Origin of the sequence: Mycobacterium asiaticum (genome assembly GCF_001668675.1) — a bacterium.
GTDB lineage: Bacteria > Actinomycetota > Actinomycetes > Mycobacteriales > Mycobacteriaceae > Mycobacterium > Mycobacterium asiaticum_D.
Genome location: NZ_LZKQ01000193.1, coordinates 1 through 12,981 on the forward strand (window position 1 = coordinate 1; position 12,981 = coordinate 12,981).

Below are 12,981 nucleotides of genomic sequence, written 5' to 3' on the forward strand. Positions count from 1 at the left end.
TTGTTGTTTCACCCCCGGGTGGGGGGGGGGGGGGGGGGGCCCCGCCCCCGGGGGGGCGGGGGGGCGGGGGGGGGGGGGGGGGGGGGGGGCTAGGGGGGCGCCGCGGCCGAGGCGGCGGGGGGGCCCGTGGCCGGGGGTGAACAGTGGTGTGACGCCGACGTATTGCGCATCCTGCGGCGGCGGTCGCTGGCGGCGCTGCGGGCCCAGGTCGAGCCGGTCAGCACCGCAGCCTACGGCCGGTTCCTGCCGGCCTGGCATCGAGTGGGGACGGCCGAAACATCGCGCTCCCCAGGCCATTCCGGGCTGGACGGGCTGATGTCAGTCATTGATCAGCTGGCTGGCGTACAAATGCCGGCCTCGGCGATCGAGCCGCTGGTGCTGGCCCCTCGGGTCCGCGACTACTCGCCCGCGCTGCTCGACGAGCTACTGGCCACGGGCGAAGTCACCTGGTCGGGGGCCGGCTCGATTTCCAGCGGCGATGGCTGGATCGCGTTGCACCCCAGCGAATCCGCGCCATTGACGCTGCCCGGGCCCGCCGACATCGAATTGGGCGACGCCCACCGTGCGGTCCTGGACACGCTCGCACCCGGGGGCGCTTACTTCTTCCGCCAGCTCACGCAGAGCGGATTCGGTGAGTCCGAACTCAAAGCCGCGCTGTGGGAACTGATCTGGGCCGGCTGGATAACCGGCGACACGTTCGCCCCGGTGCGCGCCCTGCTCGGTGGCACCGGAACCCGCAAGCGCTCCGCACCCGCGCATCGGTCGCATCGCCCGCCGCGGCTCAGCCGGTACAGCGTGGCGCACCCGCATTCCCGGCCCGCCGACCCGACCGTGGCCGGCCGGTGGTCGATCCTGCCGCCCCCAGAGCCGGACTCCACGCTGCGCGCCCACTATCAAGCCGAGCTGCTGCTCGGACGCCACGGCGTGCTGACCCGGGGCGCGGTGACAACCGAGGGCGTGCCAGGCGGATTCGCCACCCTGTACAAGGTGCTGAGCACGTTCGAGGACGCAGGCCGGTGCCAGCGCGGCTACTTCATCGAGTCGCTGGGCGGGGCGCAGTTCGCCGTCGCGTCGACCGTCGACCGGTTGCGCGCCTACTCCGACGGGGTCGACCCGGAACGGCCCGAGTACCGCGCGGTGGCGCTGGCCGCTGCGGATCCGGCGAACCCCTACGGAGCGGCGCTGCCCTGGCCGGCCGCCCGTGGTGAGGGCTCGGAGTCCGGGGGGTCGGGGGCACGCCCGGGCCGCAAGGCCGGTGCGCTGGTGGTGTTGGTCGACGGCGAGCTGACGTGGTTCCTCGAGCGCGGCGGGCGGTCGCTGCTCACCTTCACCGACGACCCAGGCGCCCATCTCGCCGCTGCGACAGCGCTCGCCGAGCTGGTCTCGTCCCGGCGCGTCGCGTCGATCCTGGTCGAACGCATCGACGGGGTGCCGGCCCTGCAGCCCCGTGTGGGCGGGCCCGGACCGGTCGACGCACTCTCCGATGCCGGCTTCGCCCGGACTCCACGCGGAATGCGGCTGCGCTGAGATGCCCGAAGGTGACACCGTCTGGCACACCGCCGCCGTGCTGCGCGAGCGCCTGGTCGGCGGCACCCTGACCCGTTGCGACGTCCGGGTGCCGCGGTTCGCCAACGTCGACCTCACCGGGCGGGTGGTCGACGAGGTGCTGAGCCGCGGAAAGCACTTGTTCATCCGGGTGGGAGACGCCAGCATTCACTCCCATCTGAAAATGGACGGCAGCTGGCGGGTCGGCAACCGCTCGGTGCGGGTCGATTACCGCGCGCGGATCGTTTTGGAGACCGACAGCGTCCGCGCCGTCGGCGTCGACTTGGGCGTGCTGGAGATCCTGGAGCGCGAGCGTGACGGCGACGCGGTCGCGCACCTGGGACCCGACCTGCTGGGCGAGGATTGGGATCCCGCACTCGCCGCCGCCAACCTGACGTCCGACCCGGACCGGCCGATCGCCGAGGCGCTGCTGGACCAGCGCCTGCTGGCCGGGGTCGGCAACGTCTACTGCAACGAACTGTGTTTCCTTTCCGGGCATCTGCCCACCGCGCCCGTCCGCGACATCGCCGACCCGCGTCGGCTCGTCTGTCGCGCGCGGGACATGTTGTGGCTGAACCGCTTCCGTTGGAACCGGTGCACAACCGGCGACACCCGGGCCGGACGCCAGCTGTGGGTCTACGGTCGATCCGGGCAGCCTTGCCGCCGCTGCGGTACCCCGATCAACTTCGACGACTCCGGGGATCGGGTGACGTACTGGTGCCCGTCCTGCCAGCGCTGAAGCGCAAGGCCCTGCGTCTCGGGCCTAGTCGCGGGCGTGGGCGAGGAAGAACCGGGCGATGGCCTCGGACCCGTCGAGCGCGCGCGTGGTGGGACCAATGACCGCCGCCGGAAGATATTGCTTGCCGCCCGGCCAGGTGTGCCCGCCGCTGTCGATCTTGTAGAACACCACCTCGGTGTTCTCCGCGCATCCCGTGGACTGATAGCGGTGCACGACTGTGCCGTCGCGGACATCGGGTAGCGCCTCCGTCGCCGGCCCTCCCTGGCAGCCATCGATCGAGCGCCACTTGTCCACCATGCTGTCGGCCGAGATGGAGTGGCTGACCCCGCCGCGGCCGCGCACCGTCCCACCCTTGAAGGGCACCAGCGGGTCAGCGGTCCCGTGGGCTTCCCAGACCGATACCGGTCGCGACGGATTGCAGGCCACCCCCACGCCCAGCGTTCCGGCCACCGGCGCAACCGCGGCGAAGACGTCGGCGCGTTCGCACGCCAGCCGGTTGCTCATGAAGCCGCCGTTGGACATCCCGGTGACGAAAACGTGCCCGGGAGCGACGCCGTAGTCGTTCTGCAGCTTGTTCACCAGACCGACCAAGAAGGTCACATCGTTGATGTGGCGACGATCGGCGGGCGAGGCGCCACGCCCGTCGGCCCAGCTCTTGTCGTAACCGTCGGGGTAGACAACCAACAGGTTGTGTGCATCAGCAACGGAGTTGAAGCCCGTCAGGCCGCGCTGCGAGAACCCGGTACCGCCGCCACCGTGCAAACTGAGCACCAAGCCGACGGGCTCGCCCGCCGGCACGTGCAACATGTAGGTTCGCTCCATGCCGCCGGATCGAAAGGTGCCGGAGATGTCTCGAGTGCTAGCCGCCGACACGTGCCGCACACCGCAGCCGACCACGCATATAGCCACCACACCGAGCCACAGCCACCGCGCGTATGCCATGTCGTCAGATCACCGGCGGCGCGTCGCCGAAGGCTCGCCGGTAACGCGCGTGCGACCGCGGAGCAAACACATGTGTGGCACACACCGCATTATCGGCGATAGGGCACCGGGTTACGCCGCGAGATGCGAGCATGCGAACTAACCCGCCTTCAGCAAGCAACGGCACTTCTGTTCCACGGGAGTATCAGAAATGACGACCACCCAGATGCGCAAGCCCATCCGGCCGCTGTCGCTCCTGGCGAGCGGCGTGCTGCCGGTGGCCGGGCTGCTCGGGGCGGTGGCGACATCCGCGACCGCTCACGCGACGTCCGCCGATGACGCATTCCTGGCGGCACTGAAGGCCAAGGGCATCAACTACGAGTCACCCGACGCCGCGGTCAACTCCGGGCACACCGTGTGTCACGAACTCGACATGGGCCAGTCGCCCGAACAGGTCGCCAACAATGTGCTTTCCAGCAGCAGCCTGGACAGCTATCACGCCGGCTACTTCGTCGGAGTCAGCATCAAGGCGTACTGCCCGAAATACGCGGCGGCGTCGTCGGGATCCTGAACTACCGCCCTGCCCGTCAAGCAGGGCAGCTGGCAAGCAGGCAAACTCGGGCCCCTGTCCCAAAGCGATTGCGCGAACTCGTTGTTCACGGTCGGTAAACCCGACAGCCACTCGCTATCGCCGCGGCCGCCGACTGCCCGTGATGGTCTTGACGTCACGGGGTCCTCAGGCCTCAAAGATTCTGCGAGCAGGTGGTGACATGGAGCATTCAAACCGGTTGCAGCTCAAGCCGTATCGAGCCGTGTCCGAGCACATTGACGGCGCCTGGTGGCCGCGGTCGACCAACCTGGTCGACGAGCTGCCGGGCCTGGTGGCGTCGTTGTCCGGTCGGCTCGGGCAGATCGTCATGGTTGGCTACCGCCGCAACGGCTGGCACAATACGCCTACGGCGGCTCAAATCGACGGGCACACAATCGAATTGCTGGGTTTCACCAGTGACGAGGAGGCCAGCGTCATCGTGATGGGCGGGAACGGCCGCCACATCACCCTGCATGTCATCCGGCCGGACACCGATGAGGACGCCGCGCGCCGGGCACGCGACGCGGTGCGCGCGCCCGCCGCCCCCGCCCCCGCGGTTTCCCCGGCCATTCGGGTCACGGTCAGGCGATCGGTGGCGGAGGTGGCCGACAAGCTTGCCCGTCACGAGGGGCTCGGCGACGAACGGCGCAACGCTCAGATCAGGCGCTGGTGCGAAGAGACGGCGCAACGGTTCATCGATGCGCCGGTGCAGACTTTCGTCCCCATCCTGGTCGAACACATCGTCCGCAACCGCATGATGGAGTCGCGCAAGCAGCGCTATCCCGCCGACGGCGGCCTGTGCATCACGGTGCCCGGCAGCTCCGCGCCGTATTCAATATCGTCGTAGCGACCCTTACGCCGCTGCCCGTTCGCCGAACCGCGCGTCGGGCGCATCGGGACCATCGGGAGCATGGGTGTCTGGCCGGCCCCCGGGGGTAGTGCGGAGACCGCCGACGCCAGCTGCACCGGCGCAGAAGACCCCAGCATTCCCACCGTGGCCGGCGGCATGGTCAGGTTGCCGAGCGAGATACCGACGCCCAGCGTCGCCTGGGGCGCCACCGACGATAGGATCGCGCTGGCCAGGCTCGCGTCGGCCGCCGACAAGTCCGCAGCGGCTTCGGACAGGCCGCCGAAAATATCGGTGGCCACGCCGCCCGTAAGGCTCTGGGCCGCATTCAGCTGGGCGAGGTAGCTGAGCAGGTTGACCGGGAATCCACCCGCGATGAACTGCCATCCCCAAACGCTGAAGTATCTGAACCAGCCCGAGTCGGGGTCCAGTCCGAAGGCACTGGAAGCGGCGAGATCTTGACTTGTCCCCGCGAGGGCGGCCGCGGTCTGTGTCCCCACATTGGCGGTATTCGTAGCCGGCACCATGGCGGCTTGTCGCGCAGGCCCCGACGGATCGGAAACCGGAGGCGGCGGCTCGAACGCGGGCGGTCTGACGGTGCTCGCCGAGGTCGCGTCGTAGCGGACCAATGCCGCCGAGTTGTTCACCCACATGGCGTGGTACTCGGCCTCGGTCTCGGCGATGGCCGGGTAGTTGATGCCGAAGAAGTTGGTAGCCAACAACATCGCCAGCCGCGCGCGGTTGGCGGCGACCACCGAGGGGTGCACCACCGTCCAGTGCGTCAGTTCGAAAGCCGCCGTCATGACTTCCGCCGAGGTAGCGATCTCCCGGCACTGCACGGCGGTGGTGCGCAACCAGGCGAGGTAGGGCTCGAAGGCCTGGGCCATCGTCAGCGACGACGGGCCATGGTAGGTGGTAGACAGCCACGCCAGCTCCGCGCTGTAGCCGTCGGCAGATTGCTCGAGCTCCGCGCTGAGCTCCTCCCATGCCGCGGCCGCGGCGATCCATGACCAGGCCCCGGGTCCAGAGTGGATCAGCGCCGAAGTGACCTCCGGCGGCAGCATCCCGAAATCCATGAATTTTTACCTTGGGGAAGAACGTGGGCTGGACGAACGCTCTGCGTCGGCCCGTCCGGCGATTGGCGAGTGAACGAGGGCGGGACGTGTCCCGCTGCTGGTCGCCATTGACCTGCACGGTAGCGGGATACGGCAGCCGTGGTCGTGGGGCGCCATCGTCTCATCCCGCCGATGGATTTCGAGGCAACACGTTGCCTTTGACCTCGCGGCCAACGGCGACGTCCTCGTACTTCTGCTGTTTACGTTTGCGCCAGCCGGTGCCCGCCGAGCCCGTCGTCGGCGGCACCATCATGGGCATGATCGGGAGCCCCGCTTCCGCCGCCGGCAGCGGCGAGGCCGCGGACGCGAGCTGGACGCCGGTCTGCGTGCCCGGCAACAGCCCCACCACGGCGGGAGGCGCGGTCAGCTTGCCCAGCGACACCCCAACGCCCATGGCCCCCGTCGGCGCCAGCCCTTCGCCGACGCCGCTGACGGCGTTGGACAGGCTAGCGGTGGCCGCTCCCAGGCCCTCCGACAAGCCGCTGCCGATGTCGCCGCCCACGCTCTGCAGCGCGCTGGCCGACGAGTTCTGCGCCAGGTAGCTGAGCATGTTGATGGGAAACCCGGACGAGATGAACTGGTTGCCCCAGGTGCTGAAGTAGCCGAACCACCCTTGGTTGGGGTCGCCGTCCGCGCCGAAGATGCCGGCCGACGAGAGGTCCGAAACCAGGGAGTTCCCCACGTTGCCGGCGCCCAGGGCCTGGGCCTGGTTCACCGCCAGCTCTTGCCTGGCCGTCCCGCCCGGATCGGTGGCGGACAGCGGCGAATTGAAGTTCGACAGCTGCGTGGTCGCCTGCGACGACGACGCCTGATATCGGCTCATCGCCGCCGAGTTGTTCGCCCACATGGTCTGGTATTCGTTCTCGGTCTCGGCGATGGCCGCCGTGTTGGTGCCGAACCGGTTGGTGGCCAGCAGCTGCGCCAGCCGCGTCCGGTTGGCGGTCACCACCGAGGGATGAACCACCGTGGACCGGACGGCGGTGAAGGCCGACGCGGCGGACTCGGCCGAGGTCGCCATCTGCGAGGATTGCTGGGCGGTCTCGCGCAGCCAGAGCAGGTAGGGCTGGACGGACTGCAACATCGCCATCGCCGACGGCCCGTCCCAGGAATCGATGAGCGACGACAACGTCGAGGCATAGGTGGAGACCGAATTCTCCAGCTCGACGGCAAGGCGCTGCCAGGCGCCGGCAGCCTCGATCAGCGAACCCGCCCCCGGCCCGGTGTGGATGAGCGTCGAGGTGACCTCTGGGGGTGCAAAAAGATCCATCACGTCTCACAATGCCCACGCTGAGAACGCCTCAGCAAATTTGCGTTAACGAGGCCGCGGCGAGCTTTGAAACTCTGCACGTCGAAGCCTTTCACGTGCGGCCGGGACCTCCCAATTCGACCGCCACGTGTTAGGACACCCTATACCCAAAGCTGAGAGCGATTTGACATCTGCTGGCCCGGGACACTTACGCGACACCTGCCGTCTTTCAAACGGTCACCGAGGCGCCGCGGTTCACCGTTATGATCCTGTCCTCCAGGCCCCGGTGCTGCATTTCCCGGGTGAAGTCGGCCAGCGGCGACGCGAAGGCCGCATAGTCGTCAAAGTGCACCGGGATCGCCTTTGGGAGGGCCAGCATGGCGACGAGTTCGGCGCCCTGGCGGCCGTCCATGGTGACGGTCAGACCGAACGGCAGCCGCCCGCCGGCGGGCAATCGGGTGCCGCCGAGGTGCAACATGCCCACGTCGATCGGGTCGAACCTGGCGGGAATCTCCTTGAGCTCCTCGATCAGCAAAGTGTCGCCGGAGATGTAGAGCCGCCGCCGGGGCGACCCATCGTCGGCGGCGAAATCCACCATGGTGCCCATCACGGGCGGGAGCAGCCGCTGACTCCACCCCGGCGCGTGACGCCCCGGCAATGACGTGAGGGTGAGCGTGGTGGCGCCCTTCGTGATCGTGTGCTGCTGCCAGGTGGTCAGGCCCCGCGCCTGCGCGAAGCCGCGCTTGTGCAGCCGTTTGGCGGCGTGCGGGGTGGTGACGACGGGCAGTTCGTGGTCGAGGCCCTTCTGCGCCACCCTGTCCCAGTGATCGCCGTGCATGTGCGACAGCACGATCGCGTCGATCGGGGGAAGTTCGCTGAGTTGTAACGCCGGCTCCTTGAGCCGTTTGGATACCAGCCCATGGCCGAGGTAGGCGCGCTGACCCCGGTGCAAGAAGTTGGGGTCGGTCAACAACGTCAGCCCGCCCGCGGAAATGAGCGTGGTGGCGTTGCCCACGAACGTGACCGTGATGTCCATAGCCGTGGGCTACCCGGTCCCGCGCCTTCCATGCCGCTAGAAGGGTGGTGGATCGTCGTTGCCGGGTGGGCCAGGACCGCCGCTCGAGCCCGAGCCCATGCTCATGCTTTCGGCCCGCCGGCCCATCCGGGCGTCGCGGTTGTGCCGGCGTTCGGCGGCGATGCGACCGGCGCGGTCTTGGGCGCGGGTGCGGCGTCGGGTGGGCATCATCGCGGTGCGGTCACCGCAGTAGTCGGCCGCGACGTCGGCCTCGGCAGCCGGGATCGCCCCGACGCCCTGGCACAAACTCGGGAACAGCAGCGCGCTGCCCGGGGTGGTGACATACGTGCGCCCGGCCGGTGAAGTCAGGATCAGCGTCGCGTCAGGCAGCTGCTTTTCCTGCCAGCCCCAGAAAGTTTTCACCAAATGATGTGTGCGGCAATAGCATTTGAGGTTCGACGCGTGCGTACGCCCGCCATCCGCATAGGGAATCGTATGGTCGACGTCGCAATTGGCCGCTGGCTGGTCGCAGCCGGGCCAGCGGCACGTCAAGTCGCGGCAGCGCACGAAATCGGCCAGCGCCTTCGACGGCACGTAACCCGACTCGGGCGGCGCATCACCCGGGTGAGTCAGCGGCACCAGCGTGGCCGACGCTGCCAGCTCCGCGACCAACTCCGGCGCGATCAAACCCTCGGCGCCCAGCTCGCAGGCCGGCGCCGAGCCGGTCCCGTCCAGACTGCCGCGCTCGGCGACCACGTGGATCACCACCGGCCCCGCCGACCGTTTGCCGGCCTGGCAATCGCGGCGCCCGCAGCGGCATCCCAACCGGTCCGCCTCGCCCGCCAACGCCCCCAACGCATCGGCGCGGCGCTGCTCGCGGGTGCGCGGGTCGTGCTCACACACCGTGGCCGCCATCGCGTCCAGGCGCCGGTCCAGCAGGTGCGCATCCGGGGCGAGCAAGCTGCCCTGGATATGTGCCAGGCCGTCCCCCGTGTCACCGATCCAGATCTCCCGCTCCACGATGCGCTCCCGGCGGCGCCGCACCGCATCCGCGTCGGCCCGCGCGACGACCTTGTCCACCTGCGCGGCCAGCCGGCGGGGAGTCATCGACGGCCAGCGCGCCACGTTGGTCGCCAGCCGGGCGTCCACCACCGCCAGCACCTGCGGATCGGTGATCAGGTCCGTGCGGTACACCGCCGTGGCGAACATCCGAAAGTCGATATCGCCGGCTTTGAACACCTCGCCCACCCGCGGCAGCCGCTCCCGCATGGCGCGGGCGTAGCGCACCTTGCTTCCGGCCATGCCCTGACCGATCCGCAGCTCGGCGGCGACCTCCGCACTGACCGCCGCCTCGGTGTCGACGGCCCAACTTTCGGTCTCCGCGCAGCGTGACAGGCGATACCCGAACAACTCACCGATGGCCGCGAGCTGGGCCGCCGCCGCCCGGTTCTCCGCGCGCGCGGCCACCCCAATCCTTTCCAGCAGCTCCGCCGACACCGGCGTGCGCGACGGATAGTGCCTTTCGAACAATTCGTCGAAGTACTCGATCACCTCGGGTGGTGACCGGTGGCCCGACGGTCCTTCGAACATAGGTTCGACTATGCCACAGGCGACCGACAAACCGTCGGCGCTGCGCTACGCCTACGGCTCGACTCGGCGGCTGGCGAATTCCCGGCGCTCACCGGTCAGTGGATCGGTGAACTCGATGCGCTGCGCCAATAGCCGCAACGGCATGCTGAAGTCGTCGGCCACCACGTCGATGATGTTGGGATACAACGGATCACCCTCGATCGGTATCCCCAGCGAGGCCATGTGCAGGCGCAGCTGATGGGTGCGCCCGGTGCTTGGGGTGAGCCGGTACAACCCATCCGCAGCCACCAGCTCCACGCGGGTCTCGGCATTGGGCGCGCCCGGCTCGCAGACCGCCTGTAGATGGCTGCGGCGCTTGATGATTCGGCTCTTCACCACTCGCGGGAGCTCCAGCTCCGGGTCGACGGCCGCCCGGGCCAGGTATGTCTTACCGACCGATCCGCGGGAGAACAGCGTCTGGTAGGCGCCGCGCACCTCGCGCCTCGCGGTAAACAGCAGCACCCCGGCGGTCAGCCGGTCCAGCCGATGCGCCGGACTCAGCTCGGGCAGGTCCAGTTCGCGCCGCAGCCGCACCAGCGCGGTCTGCGCTACGTGGCGTCCGCGCGGCATGGTGGCCAAGAAGTGCGGCTTGTCGACGACCACGATGTCGGCGTCGCGATGCAGCACCGGGACATCGAACGGGACGGGCACCTCGTCCGGCAGCTCGCGATACAGGTAGACGCTCGCGTCAGCGGGAAGCACTGTGCTGCTATCGATTACCGCGCCGTCGGCGCCGACGACCTCTCCGGCCAGCACCTTGGCGCGGGCCCGCGTGCCGAACCGGGCGGTGAGCTCGGCCAGCACCGGGCCGCCCCGCAGCCGCACCCGCGCCGGGCCGAGTCCGTCCCGCACGGGCAGTGGCGCCGGCCTCGCGGCCATATCAGGGCCTGCTCAACTGAGCGGGACCGGCTCGAGGATCTCGGCGCGCGCCTCGGGCGCGCTGGCGCGCAGCTCGTCGGCGGACACGTCATCGGGCTGGGCCTGGGACAGGATCTCGGCCTCCACCCGGGCGGTGTAATTCGCGACCTCGCGCCCGATCTCCTCCGCGGACCAGCCCAGCACCGGCGCGACGACGTCGGCGACCTCTCGCGCGCAGTCGACGCCGCGGTGCGGGTATTCGATGGAGACACGCATCCGGCGGGCCAGAATATCCTCCAAATGCAAAGCGCCCTCGGCGGTTACGGCATATAGCGCCTCCACCCGCAGATAGCCCGGCGCCTCCTTGATCGGCTCGAGCAGGTCGGGGCTGTGGGCCGCCAGCGCCAGCACCTCACCGATCAGCGAGCCGTAGCGGTCCAGCAGATGACGCACGCGATAGGGGTGCAGACCCTGCAGCTGGGCGACGTGTTCGGCCTGGTTGATCAGCGCGAAGTAGCCGTCGGCGCCCAGCAGGCTGACCTTCTCGGTGATCGACGGCGCGACCCGGGCCGGAATGAATTGGGCCGCAGCATCAATCGCGTCGGCGGCCATCACCCGGTAGGTGGTGTACTTGCCGCCGGCGATGGCCACCAGGCCCGGTGCGGGCACCGCCACGGCGTGCTCCCGGGACAGCTTGGAGGTCTCCTCGCTCTCCCCGGCCAGCAGCGGCCGCAGCCCCGCGTACACGCCGTCGATGTCGGCATGCGTCAGCGGGATGGCCAGTACGGTGTTGACGGTTTGCAGGATGTAGTCGATGTCGGCCTTGGTGGCCGCCGGGTGGGCCAGGTCGAGATTCCAGTCGGTGTCGGTGGTTCCGATGATCCAGTGGCTGCCCCACGGGATGACGAACATCACCGATTTCTCGGTGCGCAGGATGATCGCGACGTCGCTGACGATGCGGTCGCGGGGCACCACCACATGCACGCCTTTGGACGCCCGGACCTGAAAACGACCGCGCTGCTTGGACAATGCTTGGATCTCGTCGGTCCATACCCCGGTCGCGTTGACCACCACGTGGCCGCGGACCTCGGTGAGCGCGCCGTCCTCGGAGTCGCGGACGCGCACACCGGTCACCCGATCGCCTTCGCGCAGCATCGCGACCACCTGGGTGGAGGTGGGGGGGGCCCCCCCCCCCCGGGGCGGGGGGGGGGGGGGGGGGGGGGGGGGGGGGGGGGGGGGGGGGCCCCGCCCCCCCGCCCCCCCCCCCCGCCCCCCGGGGGGGGGGGGGGGGGGGGGCGCCCCCCCCCCCCCCGACGCCGACGGCCTCGGAGTGGCCGGCGCCGGGCATGCAATGTTGGGGGCGGTGGTGGAGCGCCCCGATGGCGGAGTCATTCTGACCGGGCAGCTTTCCCTGGCGGCGCAGCCATGGCTGGCCGATCACGCCGTCGCCGGTGTGGTCCTGTTTCCCGGGGCCGCGTTCGTGGAACTGGCGCTTCGCGCCGGCGACGAGGTCGGCTGCGCAGCCGTCGAAGAGCTCACCCTGTCGGCGCCGTTGCTGCTGCCGACCGGCGGCAACGTCCGCGTGCAGGTCGTCGTGGCGGCCGAGGACGAATCGCAGCGGCGAACAGTCTCGGTGTATTCGGCTGCCGCACCGGATGGTTGGACGCGGCATGCCGAGGCAGTGTTGAGCCCGGGTGCGGTCCAGCCGATCGCCGACCTGTCTACTTGGCCGCCGGCCGGCGCGGTCCCGTTGGACGTCTCCGGTGCCTACCGGCAGCTCGCCGGGCGAGGGTACGAGTACGGGCCGGCATTCCAGGGCCTGCAGGCGATGTGGCAGCGCGGCGGCGAGGTGTTCGCCGAAATCGCCGTCCCGGCCGACGCCGGTGTGACGTTGAGCGGTTACGGGATTCATCCGGTATTGCTCGACGCTTCCCTGCATGCGATGGGCGTGGTCGGCGAACAGGCCCAAACGATGCTGCCATTCGCCTGGCAGGGGATCAGTCTGCACGCGGCCGGCGCGTCCCGGGCGCGGGTCCGCATCGCGCCGGTGGGTGTCGAAGCGGTGTCGATCGAGCTGGCCGACGCGTCGGGCTTGCCGGTGTTGTCGGTGCGCGAGCTGACCGTTCGCCCGGTGTCGACCGGGCAACTGCGGTCGGCCGCTCCGCGTGCCGACAGCGGTTTGTTGCAGGTGGCCTGGTCGCCGGTGACGTTGCCAGCCAAGGACGCCGACGGCGTGGTGGTATGGGAGCCGGGTGCCCGCCCCCCGAGCGTCGAGTCGGTGCACGCCGCAACCCGCGAGGCGCTGACGACGTTGCAAACCCATTTGGGCGCAGCGGAATCCGGGGTGCTGGTGGTGCTGACGCACGGCGCGGCGGGACTGCCCGACGAAGATGTCTCCGACCTCGCGGGCGCGGCGGTCTGGGGATTGGTCCGCTCGGCGCAGGCCGAATACCCGGACCGGGTGGTGCTGATGGATT

General features: G+C 69.6%; 9 protein-coding genes and 3 pseudogenes. 5 read left to right on the forward strand and 7 right to left on the reverse strand.

Annotation, left to right across the window (positions count from 1 at the left end; translation table 11 throughout):
- Positions 1–111: 111 nt before the first annotated feature.
- Positions 112–1,527 (forward strand): annotated as a pseudogene (locus tag A9X01_RS16550) (Lhr family helicase); the annotation flags it as partial.
- 1 nt (position 1,528) lies between these two features.
- A complete protein-coding gene (nei2, locus tag A9X01_RS16555; RefSeq protein ID WP_065121782.1) occupies positions 1,529–2,284 on the forward strand; it encodes an endonuclease VIII Nei2 in 756 nt (251 codons plus the stop codon).
- 24 nt (positions 2,285–2,308) lie between these two features.
- On the opposite strand, the gene A9X01_RS16560 is transcribed toward nei2, so the two are convergent.
- Positions 2,309–3,226: an extracellular catalytic domain type 1 short-chain-length polyhydroxyalkanoate depolymerase gene (locus A9X01_RS16560; protein WP_065121783.1), complete on the reverse strand. Its 918-nt coding sequence runs from the start codon at positions 3,224–3,226 to the stop codon at positions 2,309–2,311.
- Positions 3,227–3,416: 190 nt separating this feature from the next.
- On the opposite strand from A9X01_RS16560, the gene A9X01_RS16565 reads away from it, so the two are divergent.
- Positions 3,417–3,776 carry a DUF732 domain-containing protein gene (locus tag A9X01_RS16565; RefSeq protein WP_065121784.1) on the forward strand — a complete coding sequence of 120 codons (360 nt, stop codon included), beginning with the start codon at positions 3,417–3,419 and terminating at the stop codon, positions 3,774–3,776.
- A gap of 199 nt (positions 3,777–3,975) precedes the next feature.
- Complete coding sequence (locus tag A9X01_RS16570) at positions 3,976–4,641, forward strand: DUF5994 family protein (RefSeq protein WP_081282425.1); 666 nt, start codon at positions 3,976–3,978, stop codon at positions 4,639–4,641.
- Here the strand turns inward: A9X01_RS16570 and A9X01_RS16575 are convergent.
- The 6 genes and pseudogenes from A9X01_RS16575 to A9X01_RS16600 form a co-directional block, all read right to left on the reverse strand.
- Positions 4,572–5,717 (reverse strand): PPE family protein, encoded by a 1,146-nt coding sequence (locus A9X01_RS16575; protein WP_065121785.1) that lies wholly within the window; start codon positions 5,715–5,717, stop codon positions 4,572–4,574. The genes A9X01_RS16570 and A9X01_RS16575 overlap by 70 nt on opposite strands.
- Before the next feature lie 160 nt (positions 5,718–5,877).
- Complete coding sequence (locus A9X01_RS16580; protein WP_065121786.1) at positions 5,878–7,023, reverse strand: PPE family protein; 1,146 nt, start codon at positions 7,021–7,023, stop codon at positions 5,878–5,880.
- A 208-nt stretch (positions 7,024–7,231) separates the two neighbouring features.
- On the reverse strand, positions 7,232–8,038 hold the full coding sequence (locus tag A9X01_RS16585) for an MBL fold metallo-hydrolase (protein ID WP_065121787.1): 807 nt from the start codon (positions 8,036–8,038) through the stop codon (positions 7,232–7,234).
- A 36-nt stretch (positions 8,039–8,074) separates the two neighbouring features.
- Positions 8,075–9,607, reverse strand: coding sequence for an HNH endonuclease signature motif containing protein (locus tag A9X01_RS16590; RefSeq protein WP_065121788.1), 1,533 nt, complete (start codon positions 9,605–9,607; stop codon positions 8,075–8,077).
- A gap of 51 nt (positions 9,608–9,658) precedes the next feature.
- Positions 9,659–10,525, reverse strand: a complete 867-nt coding sequence (locus A9X01_RS16595) for a pseudouridine synthase (protein ID WP_065121789.1) — start codon at positions 10,523–10,525, stop codon at positions 9,659–9,661.
- 12 nt (positions 10,526–10,537) lie between these two features.
- Positions 10,538–11,680 (reverse strand): annotated as a pseudogene (locus tag A9X01_RS16600) (glycerol-3-phosphate dehydrogenase/oxidase); the annotation flags it as partial.
- Positions 11,681–11,816: 136 nt separating this feature from the next.
- On the opposite strand from A9X01_RS16600, the pseudogene A9X01_RS16605 reads away from it, so the two are divergent.
- Positions 11,817–12,981: pseudogene (locus tag A9X01_RS16605) on the forward strand (polyketide synthase dehydratase domain-containing protein); the annotation flags it as partial.

What these genes read in the sequence shown, in the direction of transcription:
- A9X01_RS16575 (WP_065121785.1), bottom strand. Translation starts at nt 5,717, where the DNA reads ATGGATTTCGGGATGCTGCCGCCGGAGGTCACTTCGGCGCTGATCCAC.
- A9X01_RS16590 (WP_065121788.1), bottom strand. Translation starts at nt 9,607, where the DNA reads ATGTTCGAAGGACCGTCGGGCCACCGGTCACCACCCGAGGTGATCGAG.
- A9X01_RS16595 (WP_065121789.1), bottom strand. Translation starts at nt 10,525, where the DNA reads ATGGCCGCGAGGCCGGCGCCACTGCCCGTGCGGGACGGACTCGGCCCG.
- nei2 (WP_065121782.1), top strand. Translation starts at nt 1,529, where the DNA reads ATGCCCGAAGGTGACACCGTCTGGCACACCGCCGCCGTGCTGCGCGAG.
- A9X01_RS16565 (WP_065121784.1), top strand. Translation starts at nt 3,417, where the DNA reads ATGACGACCACCCAGATGCGCAAGCCCATCCGGCCGCTGTCGCTCCTG.
- A9X01_RS16570 (WP_081282425.1), top strand. Translation starts at nt 3,976, where the DNA reads ATGGAGCATTCAAACCGGTTGCAGCTCAAGCCGTATCGAGCCGTGTCC.
- A9X01_RS16580 (WP_065121786.1), bottom strand. Translation starts at nt 7,023, where the DNA reads ATGGATCTTTTTGCACCCCCAGAGGTCACCTCGACGCTCATCCACACC.
- A9X01_RS16585 (WP_065121787.1), bottom strand. Translation starts at nt 8,038, where the DNA reads ATGGACATCACGGTCACGTTCGTGGGCAACGCCACCACGCTCATTTCC.
- A9X01_RS16560 (WP_065121783.1), bottom strand. Translation starts at nt 3,226, where the DNA reads ATGGCATACGCGCGGTGGCTGTGGCTCGGTGTGGTGGCTATATGCGTG.